Genomic DNA, 20,431 nt, shown 5'->3' on the forward strand with positions numbered 1-20,431 from the left:
TATGAATAATATCTAGTTTTTAGATGTTTAACCCTTCTATTATTAACTACTAAGACCATTCCACAACCTCAGCCAGTATTCTGTTGGATCCACCGCAGGTAGAGCGGCTGATAGTGCTTTAACTTTCCCCGTCAATCATTTCCCAAAAGTGCCAAGAGGCTTTGGACATTTGTTTCTCTTTGAGGCGCAAAATAACAGGTTCCATTTGATATTCATAAGATTGTATTGCTCGAACTTCAATATTTTCAAACAGTTGAGGAGAATTGTCCATTTGCGGAATCATTGATATCCCAAGACCTTTACTGACAAGTTGGATGGCCATCATCACATCTTTACATTCAATAATGATATTTGGAGTTATATTTCTTTCTTCAAAGGACTTAAGAATATTTTCAGTGAAAGTCAAACCCTCTAGTGCTCCTAACAAGATGAAAGGAAAGGAAACCATTTCTTCAAAAGTTGTTCTTTCAGGAGACAGTTGATCTGCCCATTCACTTGGAATAATTGCTACACAAGATCGTTTGTTCAAACTTTTTATTTTGTATTGCTCATTATTCATTGGTCTTAATAGAAAAGCCATATCGATTTCTCTTTGGTCGAGTCTTTTCAATAATTCCTCGGTATTACCGTTTAAAATACTGACCTTGACATTAGGAAATTCCTTCCGATACAAGCTGATATAATCAAGCAGCAGATTTGAGCAAGAAGAAGATACCCCGATTCGGACAGTTCCAGCATCTCCTCGTTCGATTTCTTGTATTTGTTCTTCTACAACTTGCATTTCCATTAACATTTGTGTGGCATATTTGTACAAAATGATTCCTGTCTCTGTTAACTCCCATTTTTCCCGGTAACGATGAATTAAGGTAGAACCTAAGTCGGTTTCTAGCTTCTTTAAAACTTGGCTCAAAGGGGGTTGCGCCATATGCAGAACTTTTGCTGCTTTAGAAATACTGCCTTGATCGACGATTGTTTTATAATATTGAAGCTGTCTGATATCCATAATTTCTCCCCTTTCATCATATGTAATTTGATATAACTAGTTTATCATATATATATTTTTTATATATTTGTTCTGATGATAAAATGAGTAAGTGAAACATTGAACAAATTTAGAATCGGGTGAAACAAATTATGGCTAAACGACTAGTTCTTTATGTACTAGGCTTATTTTTTTTATCACTAGGCGTTAGTTTTTCTATTCAAGCGGATTTAGGAGTTTCACCAGTATCATCATTACCTTATGCGTTAAGTTTAAGTACTGGTATGAAAATCGGTATGATGACTGTCGCTGCGAATATTCTATTCATTATTGTTGGAAGCATTTTGACTAAATCTTTTATCGTAAAAGAGGTTGTTGGTCAACTGATTATTTCGTTCTTATTCGGTGGATTTATGGATTTAACTTTGCTTTTAGTTCAAATTTTTCCAGCACCACAAACAATTGGGATGAAAATTATCTTTTTGCTTATTAGTTTATTTGTAGTGGCAGTAGGCCTGTTAGGTTATTTTAATGCTAAGTTACCACTTATGCCTTATGATGCCTTAACCTATGCCATCAGTGCGCGTTTTAAGATGATTTTTAGTAAGGCGAAAATTACAAGTGATTTATTGAATGTCTGTGTCGCCGGTGCTGTTTGCCTCATCTTTGTCCATTCACTAGGAGCTATCGGGGTTGGCACAGTTATAGCCGCTTATTTTATTGGTAAGATCCTTGGTTGGATGACAAAATTATACGAAGTACCGTTAAAAGAATGGTTGTGGGCAAAACCACAAGAGGAATTAAGTAAGATCAACTAAGGGGTAATATAAAATAATTCATTATAACCAGTGAGGGATGGGGATGCCTTGCTGGTTATTTTTTAGTTAAGAAAGATATTTTGTTGTTTACGCTAATCTAGTTGGAGGAGAATAAAAGCCAAACCGGCAATATAACCGGTTCTCAATTTGATTCTCCCTCTTCCAATTGCTTTAATTTCTCATGATATCTTTTATGGGCTCCTTTTAAGGCAACAATTACTGCTGTGGTGGATGGTGCGAAATAGTGCTTTTCTATCCGGTTGATAAGGCCTTGAAGGTCGGTACTCATGTCAAATCCAATCATTAATCTCTTAAAGAAATTTTGCGTCAGGCCAGTTATAAAGGTAAATTCTGCGTTGATAATCTTATGGTTAGTAGAATTGATTTCGAGAACAATACCTGCGTGTTTGTATACTTCATACATCGCTGTTCCTTGTGGAGCTTTGGCATAAGCAGTAACAAGTACGGAGCTAAGTTCATTTTGTGCCATGATAGTGGCTCCCTTCTATTTCGGTTTACTAAACAGTTCTATTTTATCATATAACTTCAAAGGTTTTTAGAATTGAAAATTTTCCATTGACTATCTAAATCTTTTAAAATATGATAATACTATCAAAATGATTTGAATATATTATTCTTTCTGAAGAAAAGCGTCTTCTTAACGATGAAATTCACCTTTCATAACACTTAAGGATACCTAGCTTTTTCAAGGAGATAAGAGTCGAGTAATTTTCTTATTTTCCTGGGATAGCTAGGTTTTTTGTTTTTGTTAAATTAAGGTAATTCGTATAAATGCTGGAGGGGGGAGTTATTAGAGTGACTAAAAGAATCGCTGTTATTGGTGGAGGAACAATGGGGATCGGGATTGCCCAATTGTTTTCTACAAATGGGTATCAAGTTACGTTAGTGGATGTGAATAAAGAAGCATTATATTTAGCAAAAGAGAGAATGGAATATCAACTTTCTACTCTTCTTTCCAATTCAGATGATGTTAAAAGTGTGTTGGCATCTGTCTCTATGACTGTTGAAATGAGTGAAGTGAAAACAGCTGAGTTCATTATTGAAGCAGTTCCGGAAAAACGAGACCTGAAACAACAGGTGCTACAGGAAATAGAGAGGTTTTGTGCGGAGGAGACGATCATTGCAACAAACACTTCTGGGTTGTCTATTGATAGCTTAGCTGAAAGCCTAACCTATCCACAAAGGATGATGGGTACACATTTTTTCATGCCAGCTCATGTCATTCCACTCGTTGAAGTGGTAAAAGCAAAAGCAACATCGGAAGCAGTTGCAGACAAAGTGATGTCACTATTAAAAGAGGTTGGCAAAAGGCCAGTACTGATTAAAAAAGACATCCCAGGATTTATTGCCAATCGCATTCAACATGCAATGGCAAGAGAGGCCATTTCACTATTAGCTTCAGGTGTCGCTTCAGCAGAAGACATTGACACAGTTATTCGTTATAGTTTAGCGCCTCGGTTATTATTTAGCGGACCGCTTGAACAACGAGATTTAAATGGACTAGATGTTCATTTTCATATTGCTTCATACTTATATCCAGATCTCGAAAATCGGACAGATCCTGATCCATTTTTTGTGAAAAAGGTAGAAGCAGGAGAACTAGGTATAAAAAGTGGGAAAGGTTTTTATGATTGGCAAGATAGAAATGTACAAGCAATTGTCGAAGAGAAGAATAACGCAATTTTGCAAATAATGAAAGCGCTTAAAGATAGAGACAACAAGGAGGGGAACTAGATGGAAAAAATGACAAACTTTTTCACAAATTTAATGAGGAAGTATTTACCTGATGCATTTGTATTTGCTATTGGATTAACGATTTTAACAATGATTCTAGCCATGTTGATTGAGGGACAAACACCAAAAGAACTTGTGCTAGCATGGGGAAATGGGTTTTGGGATTTATTAGCGTTTACGACACAAATGGCTGTTATTTTAGCTATGGGTTATGTTTTAGCAACTGCACCACTAACGGATAGGTTATTAAATAAAATTGCGGCTAAAGTAAAAACACCTAAGGGTGCAATTATAGTGGCCACTTTAGTTGGGTCGATTGGTAGCTATCTAAACTGGGGATTTGGGTTAGTTATTGGAGGAATTATCGCCCGTAAATTAGCAATGAATGTAAAGGGTGTGCATTATCCCTTAATTATTGCAGCTGCATATAGCGGTTTTACCTTTTATGGTTTAGGTTTATCAGCTAGTATTCCTGTGCTCATTTCTACACCAGGTCATCCAATGGAAGCGGCAATGGGCATAATCGGTTTAAGTGAAACCATTTTCTCTTTACCAATGGTAATAACAACGGTTGTCTTATTAATTACTTTGCCACTTGTGAATGCTGCTCTTCACCCAAAGAATAAAGAGAATGTAAGAGAGATAAATCCTGCATTATATGAAGAGAAAAAAGAGGCATCAGTGAATATATTAGGCGATGATACTTTTGCCTCAAAGATTAATAATAGCCGATTACTTAGTTATGCTATTGGTATCATTGGTTTAGTTTATATCCTTTTCTATTTCATCGATGGTAACACAATGAATCTTAATATTATTAACTTTATTATCCTTTTCTTAGGAATTATTCTTCTAGGGACACCTGCGAAGTATACGCAAAGCTTAAATAGTGGAATTGGTACAATATCAGGAATCATTCTACAATTTCCGTTTTATGCAGGAATCATGGCGATTATGGCATCATCGGGTCTAGTTGATACAATTGCTGCTATATTTGTTAATTTTTCAACTGCTGAAAGTTTACCATTCTGGGGAATTATTAGTTCTTTCTTTATTAATTTCTTTGCTCCATCTGGCGGCGGTCACTGGGTTGTTCAAGGACCATTTATGATTGATGCGGCGAAGGAGTTAGGTGCAAGTCTTAGCCAAACATCTATGTCTGTTATGCTTGGTAATGCATGGAATGATGTGATTCAACCTTTCTGGATTTTACCAGCGCTCGCTTTATCGAAACTAAAGCTTAAAGATATAATGGGTTATTTAGTAATGATTATGTTTTATGTAGGAATTATTTATATTGCAGCTTGTTTAATATGGGGTTACTTACTATAAAAGGAGGAGCTAATAATGAAAGTAGTCGATTTATCTGTTGTTTTATACGACGGTCTGGTATCTTTCCCGTCTCACCCAAAGGTGGTATTTATGGATCATGTTACACATGATTTTTCAAAACCGCGATATCAAGCGCCGTGTGAAGGGTATGCGAGTAAAACGATAATCATGTCAGATCATAGTGGCACACATATGGATGCTCCCTATCATTTCTTTAAAGATGGTTGGACAATTGAGCAAATCCCTGTGGAGGCAACAATGGGGAATGCAGTATTGGTAGATGTTTCTCAAAAGAGTGCAAATGAGCCTGTAACAAGAGATTTGGTAGAAGAGGTTGTTTGTCGTGACAATCTTAAAGTGAAGAAGGATGATATCGTTTTATTTCGCTGCTGGCCAGGAGAATGGAATGCTGCAGGTTTTCATGACTGCTTATCATTAGATCCTTCTGTTGCTAGTTGGGTAGTGGAACAAAAAGTAAAAGCGATTGGTCTTGATCTTCCTAATGCTGATATTAATACAAATATGCAACGTAATGTTCATATGGAGTTACTTGGCCGAAATATCATGATTTTTGAGAATGTAGTAAATCTAGAGAAGTTAACAAAGAAACATTTTTATTTTATGGGAACGCCACTAAACCTAAAAGGAATGACGGGCTCACCAATAAGAGCTTTAGCGATAGAAGAATGGTAAAAGAAAGGAGGAGAGCTTTTTATGAGAGCAATAGTAAAAACTAATAGATCACGAGGTATTGAAATAAAAGATGTAGAATTGCCTACTTTAAAAGAGAATGATGTACTAGTACAAGTGCTAGCTGCCAGTATTTGTGGAAGTGACCTTCATATGCACGAAGGGATGAATGCGTATGAATGGGTATCTACCCCTGTCACACTAGGACATGAATTTGCTGGAGTGGTAGTGGAAGTGGGTCATAAGAATCACGCTCATTTGATTGGGAAAGATGTAGTCATTAATCCGTATATTCCTTGTGGTCATTGTGAGAATTGTTTGAAAGGGCAAACGAATCTATGTGACCATGGCAAAGGTTCCATGAGTAAAGTGCCGGCAGAATCATTACGATACGGTTTTAGAGAAAATGGTGGAATGGCAGAGTATGCTTCTATCGATTATCGGAATGTACTCCCGCTTCCCGAGGAAGTTACTATTGAAGTGGCAGGGATGCTAGAAGCAATTGGAATTGGTGTGCGCGCAATTGAAAGGGCAAAAATTCTGCCGGGTGAAACAGCAGTTGTTATTGGACCTGGACCCATTGGATTATCAATGGTGGCCTCTCTATCAAACTATGGATTTAAACAATTGATTGTCACTGGATTAACAAAGGACAAAGACCGTTTGGCATTAGCATTAGAGCTAGGTGCTACTGATATAGTGTATGTTGATGATGAAAACTTATTAGAGGCAATTGCTCATAAGACGAACGGAAATGGCGTAGATCATGTTTTTGAAACGAGTGGGTTTAATGGTTCGCTGACAGATGCTGTGAGAATATGCAAAAAAGGTGGGGAAGTCTTACTTATTGGGATTAGCCCGCAAGAAAGTACCATAGCTACTAGTGAAATTGTACGTGGTGAGATTGATATAAAAGGAATATATGGAGTGACAGAACAAACGATGAAGCGTGCGATTGCAATGGCAGCATCAGGAAAGTATCCATATGAAAAACTTATTACACATACGTATGCTTTGGAAGAGGCAGAAGCAGGATTTAATGCAGGCATAAGAAAAGAAGCGGTAAAGGTAATATTAAAGCCATCAGGAGAATGAGCTTATATAAGATGGCAAATGCAAACGAACAATCTCTAAACTTGGGTTGTTCGTTTTTTTTTTGAGTTAGTGATTATTTCATTAGGAATTTTCGGTAAAATCTTACGCTATCAATAAAATATAGGTTTTATCATTTTATCGTCTTATTTCGTATGGTTATGCCCACCCTATAGAGAATTGATTGTATGAGTTGATAGATTATTCAGAAAGAATCCTGCTATAATGTAAAGAATCTATAAATACTGGAGAACTGTATGAAAAAGTTATTAAAAGTTCCTATAAAAATTAAGATTCTCGTCCTTATAGTCATTTTAATTATTTCTATTATTGTTTTGTTATCTGCGATGTATATCGTGATGAAATTAAATGATGATATGGCTAAGGCTGAAGAGTTAACAATGCAGACAGCAAAGACCGTTTCTTATATGCCGGCATTACATGACTTTTACAACCCTTATAAACTAGTAAATACTTTAGGAAATGTAGTAAATCAAGTAAAAAAGATAGACAATATGGAAGTGTTTTTTCAAAAACGCAATGGCATGATTATCGCCTCGACTGATGATGAATCTACTTTTGGAGAATTAACAATAGAAGAGCATGAAAAAGCACTTATTTATGGAAGCTCTTATGTGATGCAAACAGTAGAAGAAGATAAAAAAGTGATTAAGGCCGTTGCCCCTATAATGGTCAATTATGGTGAATATAAAAAAGTAGAGGGAGCAGTCATTGTCCTTTTTGAAGTGAACCAATTATATGAAGCCATTTGGGAGGATATAAGAGAAATACTTAAAGTATCTGTGATAATCTTGTTTCTTGGCATCTTTGCCGGCTATTCATTGACTAATAGTATTAGGAAAGACACATTAAATTTAGAACCTTATGAAATTGCTGCCATGTTCAGAGAGAGAAACGCTATACTCCATTCAGTGAAGGAAGGGATCCTTTCTATTGATGAAAAAGGGATGATTACGATGGTCAATACTTCCGCTGCTCAGCTATTGACATTAGAGAGTGAAGTAGAAGGGAGATTAGTAGAGGAAGTCATTTCTTCAGAGGTAATGATTGAAGGACTGAAGAGTTGTAAGAAACAAGTAAATGTTGAAATACAAATTGATGAGAAAGCCATTATCATGAATACACAACCGATTATAGAAGCTGGGAAGAGAATTGGTACAGTAGCTAGCCTCCGAGATCGTACTGAAATTAAACGAATGATAGATGCCATATCTGAAGTGAAACAGTACTCTGATGATTTACGAGCACAATCACATGAATTTACGAATAAGTTATATGCCATTTTAGGCTTACTTCAATTAGATAAAAAGGAGAAAGCGATTGAATTCATAAACAGCGAAGCAACATTATTAAAAAAAGAAGAAAAAATCATTTTTACAAAAATAAAGGATGAACGCGTGCAAGCGATATTATTAGGAAAATTAGCACAAGCTTCCGAAAAGAAAATAGACTTTGTAATAGATAAAGAGAGTTCTTTAGAAGGGTTACCAGATAACCTCAATTTATCGTCACTTATCATTATTCTAGGAAACTTAATTAGTAATGCTTTCGATGCAGTAAAAGAGAATGCGCCCAAGGAAGTGAAATTTTTTGTTACCGATATTGGAGACGAGGTTATTTTTGAAATCCAAGATAATGGAACAGGAATTGCTGAAGAAATGACACAACAACTATTCGAGAAGGGACAATCATCTAAAGGGAAAAATCGTGGTTACGGGCTCTTTAATGTTCAAGTAGAGATAGAATCTCTAAATGGTGTGATTGAATATAGCAGTGATGAGCATAAGGGTACAATCTTTACTGTATATTTACCAAAGAAAGAGGGGAGTAAAAATGGGAATCATTAATGTAGCAATAGCCGAAGATGATTATCGGATTGCGCAACTTCATGAAGAGTATATAACTAGAATAGATGGGATGAAGGTAATTGGAACAGGTTTAAATGCTCTTGCAATGATGGAACTGTTACAACAGCATCCAGTTGATTTATTACTTATGGATATATATATGCCGGATCGTTTAGGAATTGATCTATTAGAGGAAATAAGGGAGAAGTATCCTCTTGTAGATATTATTTTAATTACAGCAGCGAATGAGAAAGATTATTTATTGAAAGCACTAAAATATGGAGTAATCTCTTACTTAATTAAACCGGTTTCATTGGATGTTTTTAATGCAACCTTAGAAAGGTACAAAGAAGAAAAAGGGAAATTCGCTTCTGTCACTGAAGTCAATCAACAGGTTGCTGATTATTTCTTTGGTCGCACGCAAACAGACATATTACATAAACAAACCGGTTTGCCAGCTGGAATTGATCACGTTACGCTTGAGAAAGTGCGCTCCATTCTACAAAAGGGAGGAACAGGTTTAACAGCTGACAAGGTCGGAGAGAAAATGGGAGCATCTCGTACAACAGCCCGCCGCTACTTAGAATATTTAGTTAGTATAAACAAAGCTTATGTTGAACAAGTATATGGAGTGGTGGGGAGACCCGAGAGGAACTATTTTTATCGTTGAAAAACTGGTCGTAAAGGGACCGGTTTTTTTATGTATAAGAGGGAAAACATACGTCGGTGAATGGTATGTCGTATTGCCACTTATAGTTATTGTGAAATAAAGCACAAATGAACACAATGAACTTAATTAATTTTAAGTTTTTAATAGACAATTTTTAGAAAACGTTTACATTTATTTATTCAGAATTTAATATTAACTCAGAATTTAACAAAATAAAGGGAGTGGATATAGTGAAAAAGCTGGTAGTTTTCGTTCTAGCTGTTCTTATATTGACAGCGTGTTCTTCCAATTCAACTTCAGGAAATGGGGAATATCCAACAAAAAATATAGAAGTAGTTGCTCCTGCCTCACCTGGTGGCGGATGGGATTTAACAGCTCGATCTGTGCAAAAAATTCTTAAGGATAATAACCTGGTGGATAATAACATTAATGTCATTAATAAGCCAGGTGGCGGTGGTGAAGTTGGATGGAGCTATTTACATACGAAGGATAGTCATTATCTTGCGGTAAACTCTAGTCTGCTATTAACCAATCATTTCTTAGGACAAAGTAAGTTAACTTATGAGGATTTTACACCTCTTGCGACCTTAGCAACTGAATGGCAGGCCATTGCTGTATCAGTAGATGCTCCATATGAAAATATAAATGACTTGTTTGAAGATATTAAGAATGATCCAGCATCTATAAAAATTGGCGTAGGACCAGGACTAGGCAATGATGATCATCTATCATTTGTGCAAGCGGCAGGAATGAGGGATGTCGCAGCAAAAGATTTGAATTTCCTCGTCTATGATGGCGGTGGTGGGGACGTAGTGACAGCCCTTTTAGGAAATCATGTAAACGCGGTCACGACTTCATTATCAGAAGTTAAGGAACAACATATAGCTGGCAAGCTAAAGATTTTAGCGGTGTCTTCGGAAGATAGATTAGAAGAATTAGAAGATGTACCTACATTAAAAGAAGAAGGTATTGACATGGTTTTCCCCCATTGGCGAGGTATTATGGGGCCACCAGATATGACAGAAGAAGAAATCAAATATTGGGATGAAAAATTGGGAGAGATGGTTAAGAGTGAAGAATGGGCTGAACTTTTAACAAATAATGATTGGGATAATTTTTACCAGAATAGTAGTGATACGAAAGCGTTTTTCGATGAACAAGCAGAATTATATAAGGATTTAATTGGCGAATCAGGGCTGGTTCAGTAAGGGAGGATTTGTTAAGTGAGAATCATCAAAATAGGTTTACCCATATTAATGATAGCCGTTAGTTTAGTTTTTCTAATTAGCTCATTTCAGATCCCAAAAGCTACATTAGGTAGTGCCAATGGGCCTCTATATTTTCCTATTGGCATCAGTGCACTGATGCTTATCCTAAGTGTTATTTATCTGGTGAATGAGCTGAGAAATATCCATGAAAAAGAAGAGAAACTGACAGATGTCTTTAGTAAGAGGGCCATACAGTTAATTGTTGTCACGATCATCCTCGGTATCATTTATGCCTTGACATTTGAAACACTAGGATTTTTAATTTCAACGATTTTATTCTTAGGTGTCTTATTATTTTATCTGAATGGTTGGAGAAAATGGCTCGTTAACGTCATCGTTACTGTGAGTTTTTCCTTCATTACTTGGTACGGATTTAGTCAACTATTAGGTGTAAGTTTGCCATAGAAAAGGAGGGAATCATATGGAGGGTTTTGTAGAAGGATTGATGACAGCCATACAACCAATTAATATTATTTGGATTGTAATAGGAGGATTCTTGGGGACAGTTGTTGGTATGTTACCAGGGTTAGGTCCAGCCACGGCTGTTGCGGTTTTAATCCCAGTTACTTTTGGAATGGACCCAACAAGTGCCATTATATTAATGGCTGCCATTTATTATGGTGCGATGTACGGCGGATCTAGAAGCTCTATATTATTAAATACACCTGGCGATGGTTCGGCAATTGCTGCCACCTTTGATGGTTATCCGATGGCAAAGAAAGGGCAAGCTGGTCAAGCAATGGCCATATCAGCAGTAGCTTCTTTTATCGGGGGGATATTAGCCACCTTTGGATTTATTGCCTTAGCTAAGCCGTTAGCAAGCTTTGCCTTGCAGTTCGGTCCATCGGAATATTTTTTACTTATGCTATTAACCCTCTCAGCTATTGTTTCGCTATCAACAGGAAAAATGATTAAAGGTTTTATAGCAATGTGCTTAGGGTTATTATTAAGTACAATTGGCATTGATCCGCAAACCGGTGTTCATCGTTTTACCCTTGGGCTGCCACATTTAGCAGAAGGTATTGATTTTCTAATTGTCATCATTGGAATCTATGCGGTAGGTGAGGTATTTTATAATTTCTTAACGATTTATAAAGAAAAGAAAAAGCAAAAAGAAAATCAAGACATGGGTAAAACATGGTTCACCAAAGAGCAATGGAAACGTTCTAAATGGCCCATTCTCAGGAGTGCACCTCTTGGATTTATTGTTGGTGTACTTCCGGGAGCGGGGGGAACCATTGCATCAATGATTAGCTATTCTACTGAGAAGCAGTTATCTAAAAAACCAGAGGAATTTGGTAAAGGAGCTGTAGAAGGTTTAGCAGCACCAGAATCGGCAAATAACTCTGCCTCAGTTGGGGCGATGATTCCGTTATTAACAATGGGGATTCCAGGTTCAGGAACCACTGCTGTTATGCTCGGCGCATTAATCATGCTCGGCGTTAGACCTGGTCCGATGCTTTTTGAAAATGATCCGGTTATGGTTTGGGGACTTATTAACAGTATGTTTATCGGTAATATTGCTTTAGTGATTATTAATGTACTATTAGTTGGGTTACTCGTAAAGGTCCTTCACACGCCAGCTAAAGTACTGTATCCGCTTATCATTATGTTGGCTTTTATCGGTACTTACACGTTGAGTTATTCTACAGTTGACTTTTACTTATTATTGTTATTCGGTCTCATTGGTTTAGTTATGAAAGTGTTAGATTTTCCTATTGCTCCATTAGTTCTAGCGCTAATTGTGGGAACAGATATGGAACAAAATTTCCGTATGGCTCTGACATCATCTAATGGAAGTCTAAGTATTTTCTTTTCTTCTGGGATTTCTATTATTTTGATGATTCTTACAGTATTATCTTTATGCTATCCACTTATTTTGAAGTTGATTAAAAATAGAAAAAGAAAAGAAGACCAAACAATATCAGGTTAAATAACAGCTCGTCATTGATGGCGAGCTTTTTGTTTGCCTATAATGTTGTATAGATACTTCCTGTAAAAAGAAAATAAAAAGCCTAGAGAATCACTGGATAAAAGGAGGAAGAAAACATGTATCAATTAAAGACAAAAGAGACGGATGAAGACGTCATAATGTTTATCGAAAAAGTGGATTCAGTAAAGAAGCGGGAGGATGCTTATCAGTTATTAGATATCTTTATTGAAGCGACCGGTTATCAAGCGAAAATGTGGGGAACGAGTATTATCGGATTTGGAAAATATCATTACAAATACGAATCTGGGCATGCTGGAGAGGCTCCGTTAGTTGGTTTTTCACCGCGTAAAGCTAAAATAAGTCTTTACTTAGCTGCATGTGATCCTAATCGCCTAAACATATTGAATGGTTTTGGTAAGTATACTACCGGAAAGTCATGTGTGTATATTAATAAAGTTGCTGACATTGATATAGAAATATTAGCGCAACTAATTAATAGTTCAATCAGTTATTTACAGAAGAAATATCCTCTCTAAACTCGTTGCAATGGCTGGGAAGTCACTTCGATAAAAGGGGAAACTAGGGAAGTATTGATGCATAATTTCTTTCCTAGTCAACTTTATCAATATGCTGTTTGATTTCCGATCCAAATCAGTTACAACCAAAATGTTTCGCCGATTAATAATTTTTTTAGTTGATTGGCATCTAATTGTTGCTTTTCCCATTCAGTATCTAGTCTAGCAATAGCTTCTGGTCCGGTATCGTCTGCTAAATGATAAGTACCATAATGCATAGGGATAAAGGTAGCGCCATTTAATTCTATATATGCTTTCACTGCATCTTCTGGGTTAATGTGACTGACTTTCATAAACCATTCTGGTTCGTAGGCGCCAATGGGCATTAATACAGTTTTGATGTTGAACTTTTCGGCGATCTCTTTAAACCCACGAAAGTAACCTGTATCACCGACAAAATAAATAGAGTGTGGCTCATTTTCTATTATCCAACCACCCCAATGAGATGTATTCGTATCCGTTAGTGATCTTTTCGTCCAATGTTGAGCGGGTACAAAAGAAAGGGACAACGAATTGAGTCTAAAAGAATCATACCAGTTCGCTTCAAATATATGCTGATATCCCCGTTTGCTAAAACTTTTCCCTAAACCAATTGGTACATAGAAAGTGGGGTCTCCTTTTAGTTTTTTAATTGATGGAAAATCTAAATGATCATAATGACCGTGAGAGATTAAGACAATATCGATATCTGGTAAATCAGTTATAGAAATACCGGGAGCTGTTAATCGTTTACCGAGACCCATACGTTTTGCCCACACGGGATCAGTAACGATATTTAATCCATCTATTTGAATGAAAAAAGTAGAATGGCCAATCCATGTAATAGAAGCTTCTTTTCTATTTTTGTTTAATCGTATAATTTCTTTTGTTGGGGATTGCTCAATTTGGATAGTAAGATCTTTTTTATTTTGTCTTCGTTCTTTTTGCCAACGACGAAAATCATTGAATGATTTAGTGTTTTCTACATTATCTAGATTAATAAAACGTTTTTTACCCGTCATTCTAACCCTCCAAACTTATCTTCCTTTAAAAACATCTGTTAGCAACCATTATATCTGTCTATTTTTTAATATCAAAGTTTTTGTATTCATTTAAACGTAGAAAATGCCCCGTCATTTTTAACTCATGAAAGTACATCTAAATTTAAGTTTTGTAGAGGGAAAAAAAGATTTGATGAAAAAAAGCTCCCAGTGGATTCTTTATGAGGTTCCTGCGTATTTAAAAAAGATTAATTCTTATGAATGCAACTCTTGGTATGTAAATTCATTGTATTTCTTATAGTAGGCATAGGACAAAATCTCTTTACGTAACTTTTAGTATGTCTAGGTGAAAGGTGCGTGAGCCGCGCTGAAAAGAGTACAAGAAAACCAAGTCGTATTTTATTCGATAAAAGCATCAACGATTAAACGTTTCATTATTTTAGACTGTGTGACTGGCACAGCGTTTTATTATGCTATTAAAGCCATTTCGACTAGTATGATACTTGCACTTATTGGTTGTGTTGTTGGGACGGAAGGAATTAAACAAGTGAAAAGAGAAACGGATAGGAAGCATTAGCGAATACTAATTGTCTTTTAACTTCTCCCTTTTTTCAATGCTAAATAGAGTAGTGAATTTCTATGTTATTCATTTCACTCAGAAAACAAAGTACTATTCCATTATTAAATAAGTTGGTTACACTATATGTATTAACTAAAAAGGGATGTATATCATGGATGAAAAAATCAACCGTAAATTAAAGAAGCCGATTTATAAACAAATTGCCGATGAAATAGAGAACGGAATCTCTGACGGTACTTTTCCAGCTGATAAAAATCTACCATCGGAAAGACAGTTAGCTAAAACTTTTCAAGTTAATAGAAGTACGATTGTTGCTGCTTATGATGAACTTGAATCAAAAGGATTAATTGAACGGAGAATCGGAAGTGGTACAGTCATAAGTAAAGATATTTGGGGCATGACAAAAAAGCGTATGCCAAGTTGGAACAGATATATTGAAGCAGGTTCGTTCTTACCTAATTTGCCGATTACGCAAAAAATTCGTAAGGAAATGGAAAAAAGAAAACTTATCAATATGGCGAGTGGTGAGTTGTCAGAAGATTTATATCCAACCGATATTTTAAGAGAAATTACGCAAATGCAAGCGTTTATTGGGAGACTAGGTTACGACCATCCTCAAGGTAGTGAAGCATTAAGATATACCATTATGAAACATGTGGAGAAATACAGAAATATTCAAACAACACCAGCTTCTATCCTTGTTACTTCTGGAGCACAACAAGCCCTGCATCTTGTTGTGCAATGCTTATTAAAACCTGGTGATGCTGTTGTAATTGAAGATCCTTCTTATCATTACAACTTACCCATTTTCAAATCAGCAGGCATTCAAGTCTTTACCCTATCAGCACTAAGCAATAGGGCTCTTTCTGCCGAGCTTCTTTCATTACATAAAAAACACCGGATTAGTATGATTTTTTTAAATCCAGCATTTCAAAATCCAACAGGGAGGCTGTTTAGGAAAGCGCAATTGCAAGAGATTTTGGATATATCTTCTGAATACGGGATCCCAGTGATTGAGGATGATCCATACAGCTTAATTGCTTTTAATAACAATCCTGTCTCTACATTGAAATCGATGGATCAAAACGGAAATGTATTGTATATCAGTTCGTTATCAAAATTAGTTGCTTCTGGTTTAAGGATTGGCTGGATTATCGGGCCGAACTCGGTAATAGAAAGATTATCGGATGCAAAGCAGCAGATTGATTTTGGTCATGCAAGCTATACACAATGGATTGCTAATGATTTTTTGGAGTCAAAGCATTTTCCTGTACATTTAGATAGGATCAAAACAGAACTAGTTCAAAGAAGAAACGAAGTAGTTGCTAGTTTAAAGAAATATTTAGGGGATCAGGTGGTGTTTACCATTCCTCAAGGTGGTATTCATATTTGGTGTGAAATAAACAGAGACGTTGATGAAATGAAGTTGTTAGAGAATGCTATTAAACAAGGGGTTATTTATTTTCCTGGAATGATGATGGGATCAAAGAAGTTATTTGTGCGGTTTACCTTTGGACGAGCAAATGAAGAACAAATAAGAACGGGTATCCAACGCTTTAGTGCTGCATTGGCACTTACTTAAATGAAGTGGATGGTAAAAAAATAGATGAATTGGCTGGTCATAAATATGCTCGTTTCAATTAAGATAAAGGAGAAAGCGAAATACATAAAAGAGGAGCATAAAAGATGATCATATTATACGGCGTAATTATATGCATCCTAATGATTGCGATTATTGCTACCCTATTGATTACGAATAGGAGTGATGATAATTATCAATCATCTTCAAGAAAAAATAATCTAAACTTAACAATGATTTATATAGTGGTGATTGCTTTGTCCATCATTGCTTTAGCTATATATATTGCTTATGACTAAAAGTTTTAGGAGGATCAAGGCATGACATGGACAATGGGTTTTGTATTAATACTAGGTATTTTAATCAAGATGATTACTAGCCCACCAAGTGCGGCTGTCGCATGGTTATTAAAAAAATTTGCCATCCATCAAGAAATAAATGAAAAAGAGATTACATTAGTATATGATAGCCAACTGATAGAGGGACAGGTTAAGGAGAAAGTAGTTACCATGTATAATGAAGCTAGTTTTTTGAAAAGAATTCATATTTATCCTGGTAATGAAGACTTATTTATGCCGCATAATCAAAAAACAGTTCCCTATCATATTTGTTATAGTAAAGGAAAGAAAAAGATACAATTATACCTTTATATTGAAGAAAAATATCTAACTGTTGTAAAACAAACGAAGAGGAAACTAATTGCCTATCAAATGTCTGCTAAGGAACAATATATTGAGTGTGAAGAAAATAGCATATACTCAAATAGTAAAATAGATCACATGTGATCCCCTAAAAAAATTATTCTAAAAATGAGGGCTACCTATTTATTGAAGCTATCCTTGTTTTATTTTTCCCTCAAAGGGTAAATACAAAAGTAATAAGGAAGGTGGCTATAAAGATGAGTAGAGAATCTGTTAAAAAAGAGCAAAAGAAAAAAATAGAACAAGATCCTCATGTTGATCCATTACCACTTAAAGATATTGAACTAGAAGTAAAAGAGGAAAAAGTAGGCAAAAAACAAAAAAATAAATCGAGTTCATCATCGAAGAACGAACATGATTATAGTAGTAAATAAAATAGATATGAACACAAGGTTTCTCAAATTTTTTGAGGAGCCTTTTTTGAATACTGAGGTTCTTCTTGATTTCATTAGATCGAGTTAGTGCTTAAGAAATGTGAAACAGCACATACTACATCTGTAAATATTGAAAATATGGAGGGAAAAGAGATGGAACAACAATCAAATATGGCAGAATCCATTCTTCAATTTAAAGAGGGTTTGGCTCATTTATCGCACACTTTACCAACATATGCAGAGAAATTTAACGAGTTTACAGAGGAATGTTTCAAAGAAGGTGCAGTTAGTGCCAAGCAAAAGCAGTTAATTGCACTAGGAATTAGTGTGCAAGCACAAGATGAATATTGCATCATCTTTCATACAAAAGGCTGTATCGATCAAGGGTGCACAGAACAAGAAATTATGGAAACCATTGCTGTTTCGTCAGCCTTTGGTGGCGGAGCGTCAATTAGTCAAGGGGTAACTTTAGTGCAAAGTTGTATCAATGAATTCAAACCGTTAAACTAGGAGTTGAAGTTGATGTCAAATGAAAAAGTAATGAAAAAAGCAAAAGAAATCATCAAGAATCATCCTATCGGTGTATTGGCAACGGTAGAATCAAATGCGCCACATATTCGTTATATGGCTTTTTATTGTGAAGATAGCGAGGGATTCACTCTTTATAGTGCGACAAAGAAAAATACAGAAAAGGTTGAAGAGATTGAGGAGAATGGACATACTTCTATTCTTTTAGGTTATACTGGTAAAGGTCTGAATGATGAATACATTGAAGTCAAGGGACAATGTCGAATTAGTGAAGATGAAGAGATAAAAAAGAAAATTTGGCAGGATTCTTTCTCCCGTTGGTTTGAAGGGCCTGAGGATCCAAACTATGTCATATTAGCCATTACCCCTCAAACCATTCGCTTTTTAAATAATGACCATCAGCAAACAGAAGAAGTAACTCTATAGAAAAGAGATCCCGTTTTATTTAGCGGGATTTTTTTTCATTGAATAGAACGTATGTTTGTGTTACCTTTTAAAAAAGGAGTGATATATAGTGACTGCATTAAATATAGCAGAAAGAATGAAGGCGTTACACATACAAGGATTAACAATAACAATGATTAAAAATAAGAAAATCTTTCAAAGTGAATATGGAGTGCGTAATAAACACGACCAATTTCCTGTTATGGGAAATACGATGTTTAATGTGTGCTCTATAAGTAAATTGCTTACTACGGTCTTAGCTTGCAAACTAATAGATGAACAGCTCCTCCAACTAGATACACCAATAAATGAAGTGGTCACAACATGGACAATACCCTCTAATACACCCTCAACCACACTCACCCTTAGACAATTATTAAGTCACCAATCAGGTATCATTGATCCTCCAAATAGTTTTTTACCCTATCAAAAACGTTGGGGTTACCCTACAGTAGAACAACTTTTTCTTGGGAAAACTGAATATTGTCGAGAGCCTATTATCAGACAAGAGAATCAGGTGGGGAGATTTCATTATGCAGATGCTAATTTTTGCTTGATAGAGAAGTTAATAGAGGGAGTGACAGGTAAATCTTTCACACTATTAATGGAAGAGAAGATATTCCAGCCACTAGGTATGACGTGTAGTACCTATGAGATTACTTATGCGAAAAATATTTCTCAAGGACATGATAGGAACGGAGCAACAGTGAAAGAGAAATACCCACATTATCCTTATCCAGCTGCTTCAGGGTTATGGTCAACATCTCAAGACATTAGTATGCTGATGATTGAACTCATGAATGCAATCGTTGGTGATAGTAAGCTCGGCCTCTTACCCCTAACTATAAATGAAATGTTTACATCACAGGGTGAGTGTGAATGGTCAGGGCTTGGCTGCTTTTTAGGAAATACATCCAATGGATTTGAATTGAGTTCCCTTGGTTGGGGAGTAGGCTTTCAAAGTTTGCTTGCTCTATACCCGCAAAAGAAGGAAGGGATAATAATTTTGACGAATACTGAGCTTGGTATTCATCAAATGGATGGGCTCATCGGTGAAATTTATCGGGCATTTATAGGGAAAGAGTAAGAGAATAAATAAAAAACGTAATTTACCTCCAATAAATTTTCTAAGTATTAATCATAAGTAATTAATTTCGGAAAAGAACAAAAGAGCTCAGGGATAGAGTAACCTTCTTGGAATTTTTAGTGGTGATCATCTCGTGATGCTACTTTCTTTAATTAAAAAATAGCCCAAGTTGACAAGAATAATCACAACTTATTAGAGGGGGGAGTATGCGCATTATCGGATGCTAGAACTTTTAGTAGTAATTATTATATATTGGTAAATTTTTTGATATTATCAAAGATGTTTGTGCGTTTTTTAAAGCTAATAGCTTAAGGTAAAAAAATATAAAAAAAGAAAAATATACAATTGATGGCATTTTTTTCTTGTTTTACAATATGTTGGTTGTGAAAGGAGAGAAACGAGATGAAAAGTAAACAAATTAAACAACTTGCTCTCGCATCATTGCGAGACAATTGGGGAAAGGGTGTATTGCTCTCATTCTTATATTTTCTAATTACGTTCATCCCCGAATTTATTATTGAAATACTATTAATTCCTTATCCTGAATGGGAGTATGCTGCAGGGTATAATTTAATTAGTATTGCAATTAGTATAATCTTAATTCCATTTGGTGTAAGTCTTTCATTGTCGTACATTACATTAATTAGAGAGTCTAAGCTTCCAGTGGAGGAATTATTTACAGGCTTTATGTATTTGAGTTTCTTAAGAGCTTTGGGATTAACGATTTTACAAAGCATTTATATTTTCTTATGGTTCTTATTATTGATTATCCCAGGCATCATTAAGTCGCTTTCGTATTCTCAAGCGATGTATATTCTACGCGACCGCCCAGAATTATCTGTGAACAAAGCGATAACTGAAAGTCGAAAAATGATGAAGGGTCATAAGTGGAGATATTTTTGTTTGAACTTAAGCTTCATCGGTTGGGCTTTTCTATGTATCTTAACGCTTGGAATTGGGTTTCTTTGGCTTGGCCCATACTTTTTAACAGCGCATGCACACTTTTATGAAGATTTAAGAGACCGAGAAGGTGCTGTTGCTGTGAAGGAAGCGATTATATAATTGTTTAGAAGACCTTCATCTGATAAAGATGTTGGTCTTTTTATCTTTATATAATGTCTTGTATATACCTAAGGTTTTCTTTTTAAATCAATAGGGAACACTTTTAATCTGGA

22 protein-coding genes are annotated in these 20,431 nt (G+C 35.7%); 19 read left to right on the top strand and 3 right to left on the bottom strand.

Annotated features, from left to right (window positions below; all coding sequences use genetic code 11):
- Positions 1 to 118: 118 nt before the first annotated feature.
- Complete coding sequence (locus tag MKY26_RS21890; RefSeq protein WP_095370444.1) at positions 119 to 1,003, bottom strand: LysR family transcriptional regulator; 885 nt, start codon at positions 1,001 to 1,003, stop codon at positions 119 to 121.
- Positions 1,004 to 1,134: 131 nt separating this feature from the next.
- Between MKY26_RS21890 and MKY26_RS21895 the strand changes: the two genes are divergently transcribed.
- Complete coding sequence (locus MKY26_RS21895; RefSeq protein WP_307319072.1) at positions 1,135 to 1,800, top strand: YczE/YyaS/YitT family protein; 666 nt, start codon at positions 1,135 to 1,137, stop codon at positions 1,798 to 1,800.
- A gap of 142 nt (positions 1,801 to 1,942) precedes the next feature.
- Here the strand turns inward: MKY26_RS21895 and MKY26_RS21900 are convergent, their stop codons facing one another.
- Positions 1,943 to 2,290, bottom strand: coding sequence for a DUF3870 domain-containing protein (locus MKY26_RS21900; RefSeq protein WP_341098641.1), 348 nt, complete (start codon positions 2,288 to 2,290; stop codon positions 1,943 to 1,945).
- Between the two features lie 326 nt (positions 2,291 to 2,616).
- On the opposite strand from MKY26_RS21900, the gene MKY26_RS21905 reads away from it, so the two are divergent.
- The 10 genes from MKY26_RS21905 to MKY26_RS21950 all read left to right on the top strand — a co-directional run bounded on the left by MKY26_RS21905 (position 2,617) and on the right by MKY26_RS21950 (position 12,944).
- Positions 2,617 to 3,555 carry a 3-hydroxyacyl-CoA dehydrogenase NAD-binding domain-containing protein gene (locus MKY26_RS21905; RefSeq protein WP_322909920.1) on the top strand — a complete coding sequence of 313 codons (939 nt, stop codon included), beginning with the start codon at positions 2,617 to 2,619 and terminating at the stop codon, positions 3,553 to 3,555.
- Positions 3,556 to 4,887 (top strand): short-chain fatty acid transporter, encoded by a 1,332-nt coding sequence (locus MKY26_RS21910; RefSeq protein WP_307319066.1) that lies wholly within the window; start codon positions 3,556 to 3,558, stop codon positions 4,885 to 4,887.
- A gap of 15 nt (positions 4,888 to 4,902) precedes the next feature.
- Positions 4,903 to 5,580 carry a cyclase family protein gene (locus MKY26_RS21915; RefSeq protein ID WP_341098645.1) on the top strand — a complete coding sequence of 226 codons (678 nt, stop codon included), beginning with the start codon at positions 4,903 to 4,905 and terminating at the stop codon, positions 5,578 to 5,580.
- A 21-nt stretch (positions 5,581 to 5,601) separates the two neighbouring features.
- Positions 5,602 to 6,672, top strand: a complete 1,071-nt coding sequence (locus tag MKY26_RS21920) for a zinc-dependent alcohol dehydrogenase (RefSeq protein WP_341098647.1) — start codon at positions 5,602 to 5,604, stop codon at positions 6,670 to 6,672.
- 254 nt (positions 6,673 to 6,926) lie between these two features.
- Positions 6,927 to 8,537, top strand: a complete 1,611-nt coding sequence (locus tag MKY26_RS21925) for a sensor histidine kinase (RefSeq protein WP_340978054.1) — start codon at positions 6,927 to 6,929, stop codon at positions 8,535 to 8,537.
- Positions 8,530 to 9,207, top strand: coding sequence for a response regulator (locus MKY26_RS21930; protein WP_341098726.1), 678 nt, complete (start codon positions 8,530 to 8,532; stop codon positions 9,205 to 9,207). Before MKY26_RS21925 ends, MKY26_RS21930 begins: the two co-directional genes overlap by 8 nt.
- Before the next feature lie 230 nt (positions 9,208 to 9,437).
- Positions 9,438 to 10,415: a tripartite tricarboxylate transporter substrate binding protein gene (locus tag MKY26_RS21935; RefSeq protein WP_322909923.1), complete on the top strand. Its 978-nt coding sequence runs from the start codon at positions 9,438 to 9,440 to the stop codon at positions 10,413 to 10,415.
- Positions 10,416 to 10,430: 15 nt separating this feature from the next.
- Entirely contained in the window at positions 10,431 to 10,880 is a 450-nt protein-coding gene (locus MKY26_RS21940; protein WP_095370437.1) for a tripartite tricarboxylate transporter TctB family protein, read from the top strand.
- A gap of 16 nt (positions 10,881 to 10,896) precedes the next feature.
- Positions 10,897 to 12,408 carry a tripartite tricarboxylate transporter permease gene (locus MKY26_RS21945; RefSeq protein ID WP_340978058.1) on the top strand — a complete coding sequence of 504 codons (1,512 nt, stop codon included), beginning with the start codon at positions 10,897 to 10,899 and terminating at the stop codon, positions 12,406 to 12,408.
- 116 nt (positions 12,409 to 12,524) lie between these two features.
- Positions 12,525 to 12,944: a DUF1801 domain-containing protein gene (locus MKY26_RS21950; protein ID WP_095370435.1), complete on the top strand. Its 420-nt coding sequence runs from the start codon at positions 12,525 to 12,527 to the stop codon at positions 12,942 to 12,944.
- A gap of 119 nt (positions 12,945 to 13,063) precedes the next feature.
- On the opposite strand, the gene MKY26_RS21955 is transcribed toward MKY26_RS21950, so the two are convergent.
- On the bottom strand, positions 13,064 to 13,984 hold the full coding sequence (locus tag MKY26_RS21955; RefSeq protein ID WP_341098650.1) for an MBL fold metallo-hydrolase: 921 nt from the start codon (positions 13,982 to 13,984) through the stop codon (positions 13,064 to 13,066).
- A 710-nt stretch (positions 13,985 to 14,694) separates the two neighbouring features.
- Between MKY26_RS21955 and MKY26_RS21960 the strand changes: the two genes are divergently transcribed.
- The 8 genes from MKY26_RS21960 to MKY26_RS21995 all read left to right on the top strand — a co-directional run bounded on the left by MKY26_RS21960 (position 14,695) and on the right by MKY26_RS21995 (position 20,318).
- Positions 14,695 to 16,125 (top strand): aminotransferase-like domain-containing protein, encoded by a 1,431-nt coding sequence (locus MKY26_RS21960; RefSeq protein WP_095370432.1) that lies wholly within the window; start codon positions 14,695 to 14,697, stop codon positions 16,123 to 16,125.
- 104 nt (positions 16,126 to 16,229) lie between these two features.
- Positions 16,230 to 16,421, top strand: a complete 192-nt coding sequence (locus MKY26_RS21965) for a hypothetical protein (protein ID WP_095370431.1) — start codon at positions 16,230 to 16,232, stop codon at positions 16,419 to 16,421.
- 21 nt (positions 16,422 to 16,442) lie between these two features.
- Positions 16,443 to 16,907 (top strand): YfmQ family protein, encoded by a 465-nt coding sequence (locus tag MKY26_RS21970; RefSeq protein ID WP_095370430.1) that lies wholly within the window; start codon positions 16,443 to 16,445, stop codon positions 16,905 to 16,907.
- 113 nt (positions 16,908 to 17,020) lie between these two features.
- Entirely contained in the window at positions 17,021 to 17,197 is a 177-nt protein-coding gene (locus tag MKY26_RS21975; RefSeq protein WP_157733782.1) for a hypothetical protein, read from the top strand.
- 153 nt (positions 17,198 to 17,350) lie between these two features.
- The gene (locus MKY26_RS21980) at positions 17,351 to 17,707 is read left to right on the top strand and encodes a carboxymuconolactone decarboxylase family protein (protein ID WP_095370429.1); all 357 of its coding nucleotides are present in this window, start codon (positions 17,351 to 17,353) and stop codon (positions 17,705 to 17,707) included.
- A gap of 12 nt (positions 17,708 to 17,719) precedes the next feature.
- Complete coding sequence (locus tag MKY26_RS21985) at positions 17,720 to 18,151, top strand: pyridoxamine 5'-phosphate oxidase family protein (RefSeq protein WP_095370428.1); 432 nt, start codon at positions 17,720 to 17,722, stop codon at positions 18,149 to 18,151.
- An 88-nt stretch (positions 18,152 to 18,239) separates the two neighbouring features.
- On the top strand, positions 18,240 to 19,256 hold the full coding sequence (locus MKY26_RS21990; RefSeq protein ID WP_341098651.1) for a serine hydrolase domain-containing protein: 1,017 nt from the start codon (positions 18,240 to 18,242) through the stop codon (positions 19,254 to 19,256).
- 402 nt (positions 19,257 to 19,658) lie between these two features.
- Entirely contained in the window at positions 19,659 to 20,318 is a 660-nt protein-coding gene (locus tag MKY26_RS21995; protein WP_341098652.1) for a DUF975 family protein, read from the top strand.
- The last annotated feature ends 113 nt before the right edge of the window (positions 20,319 to 20,431 follow it).

This window comes from Cytobacillus sp. FSL R7-0680, from assembly GCF_038009245.1.
Classification (GTDB): Bacteria; Bacillota; Bacilli; order Bacillales; family Cytobacillaceae; genus Cytobacillus; species Cytobacillus kochii.

Coding starts and splice junctions, on each gene's coding strand:
- MKY26_RS21900 (WP_341098641.1), bottom strand. CDS start 2,290: ATGGCACAAAATGAACTTAGCTCCGTACTTGTTACTGCTTATGCCAAA.
- MKY26_RS21915 (WP_341098645.1), top strand. CDS start 4,903: ATGAAAGTAGTCGATTTATCTGTTGTTTTATACGACGGTCTGGTATCT.
- MKY26_RS21920 (WP_341098647.1), top strand. CDS start 5,602: ATGAGAGCAATAGTAAAAACTAATAGATCACGAGGTATTGAAATAAAA.
- MKY26_RS21950 (WP_095370435.1), top strand. CDS start 12,525: ATGTATCAATTAAAGACAAAAGAGACGGATGAAGACGTCATAATGTTT.
- MKY26_RS21945 (WP_340978058.1), top strand. CDS start 10,897: ATGGAGGGTTTTGTAGAAGGATTGATGACAGCCATACAACCAATTAAT.
- MKY26_RS21925 (WP_340978054.1), top strand. CDS start 6,927: ATGAAAAAGTTATTAAAAGTTCCTATAAAAATTAAGATTCTCGTCCTT.
- MKY26_RS21985 (WP_095370428.1), top strand. CDS start 17,720: ATGTCAAATGAAAAAGTAATGAAAAAAGCAAAAGAAATCATCAAGAAT.
- MKY26_RS21970 (WP_095370430.1), top strand. CDS start 16,443: ATGACATGGACAATGGGTTTTGTATTAATACTAGGTATTTTAATCAAG.
- MKY26_RS21975 (WP_157733782.1), top strand. CDS start 17,021: ATGAGTAGAGAATCTGTTAAAAAAGAGCAAAAGAAAAAAATAGAACAA.
- MKY26_RS21980 (WP_095370429.1), top strand. CDS start 17,351: ATGGAACAACAATCAAATATGGCAGAATCCATTCTTCAATTTAAAGAG.
- MKY26_RS21890 (WP_095370444.1), bottom strand. CDS start 1,003: ATGGATATCAGACAGCTTCAATATTATAAAACAATCGTCGATCAAGGC.
- MKY26_RS21965 (WP_095370431.1), top strand. CDS start 16,230: ATGATCATATTATACGGCGTAATTATATGCATCCTAATGATTGCGATT.
- MKY26_RS21955 (WP_341098650.1), bottom strand. CDS start 13,984: ATGACGGGTAAAAAACGTTTTATTAATCTAGATAATGTAGAAAACACT.
- MKY26_RS21995 (WP_341098652.1), top strand. CDS start 19,659: ATGAAAAGTAAACAAATTAAACAACTTGCTCTCGCATCATTGCGAGAC.
- MKY26_RS21910 (WP_307319066.1), top strand. CDS start 3,556: ATGGAAAAAATGACAAACTTTTTCACAAATTTAATGAGGAAGTATTTA.
- MKY26_RS21960 (WP_095370432.1), top strand. CDS start 14,695: ATGGATGAAAAAATCAACCGTAAATTAAAGAAGCCGATTTATAAACAA.
- MKY26_RS21895 (WP_307319072.1), top strand. CDS start 1,135: ATGGCTAAACGACTAGTTCTTTATGTACTAGGCTTATTTTTTTTATCA.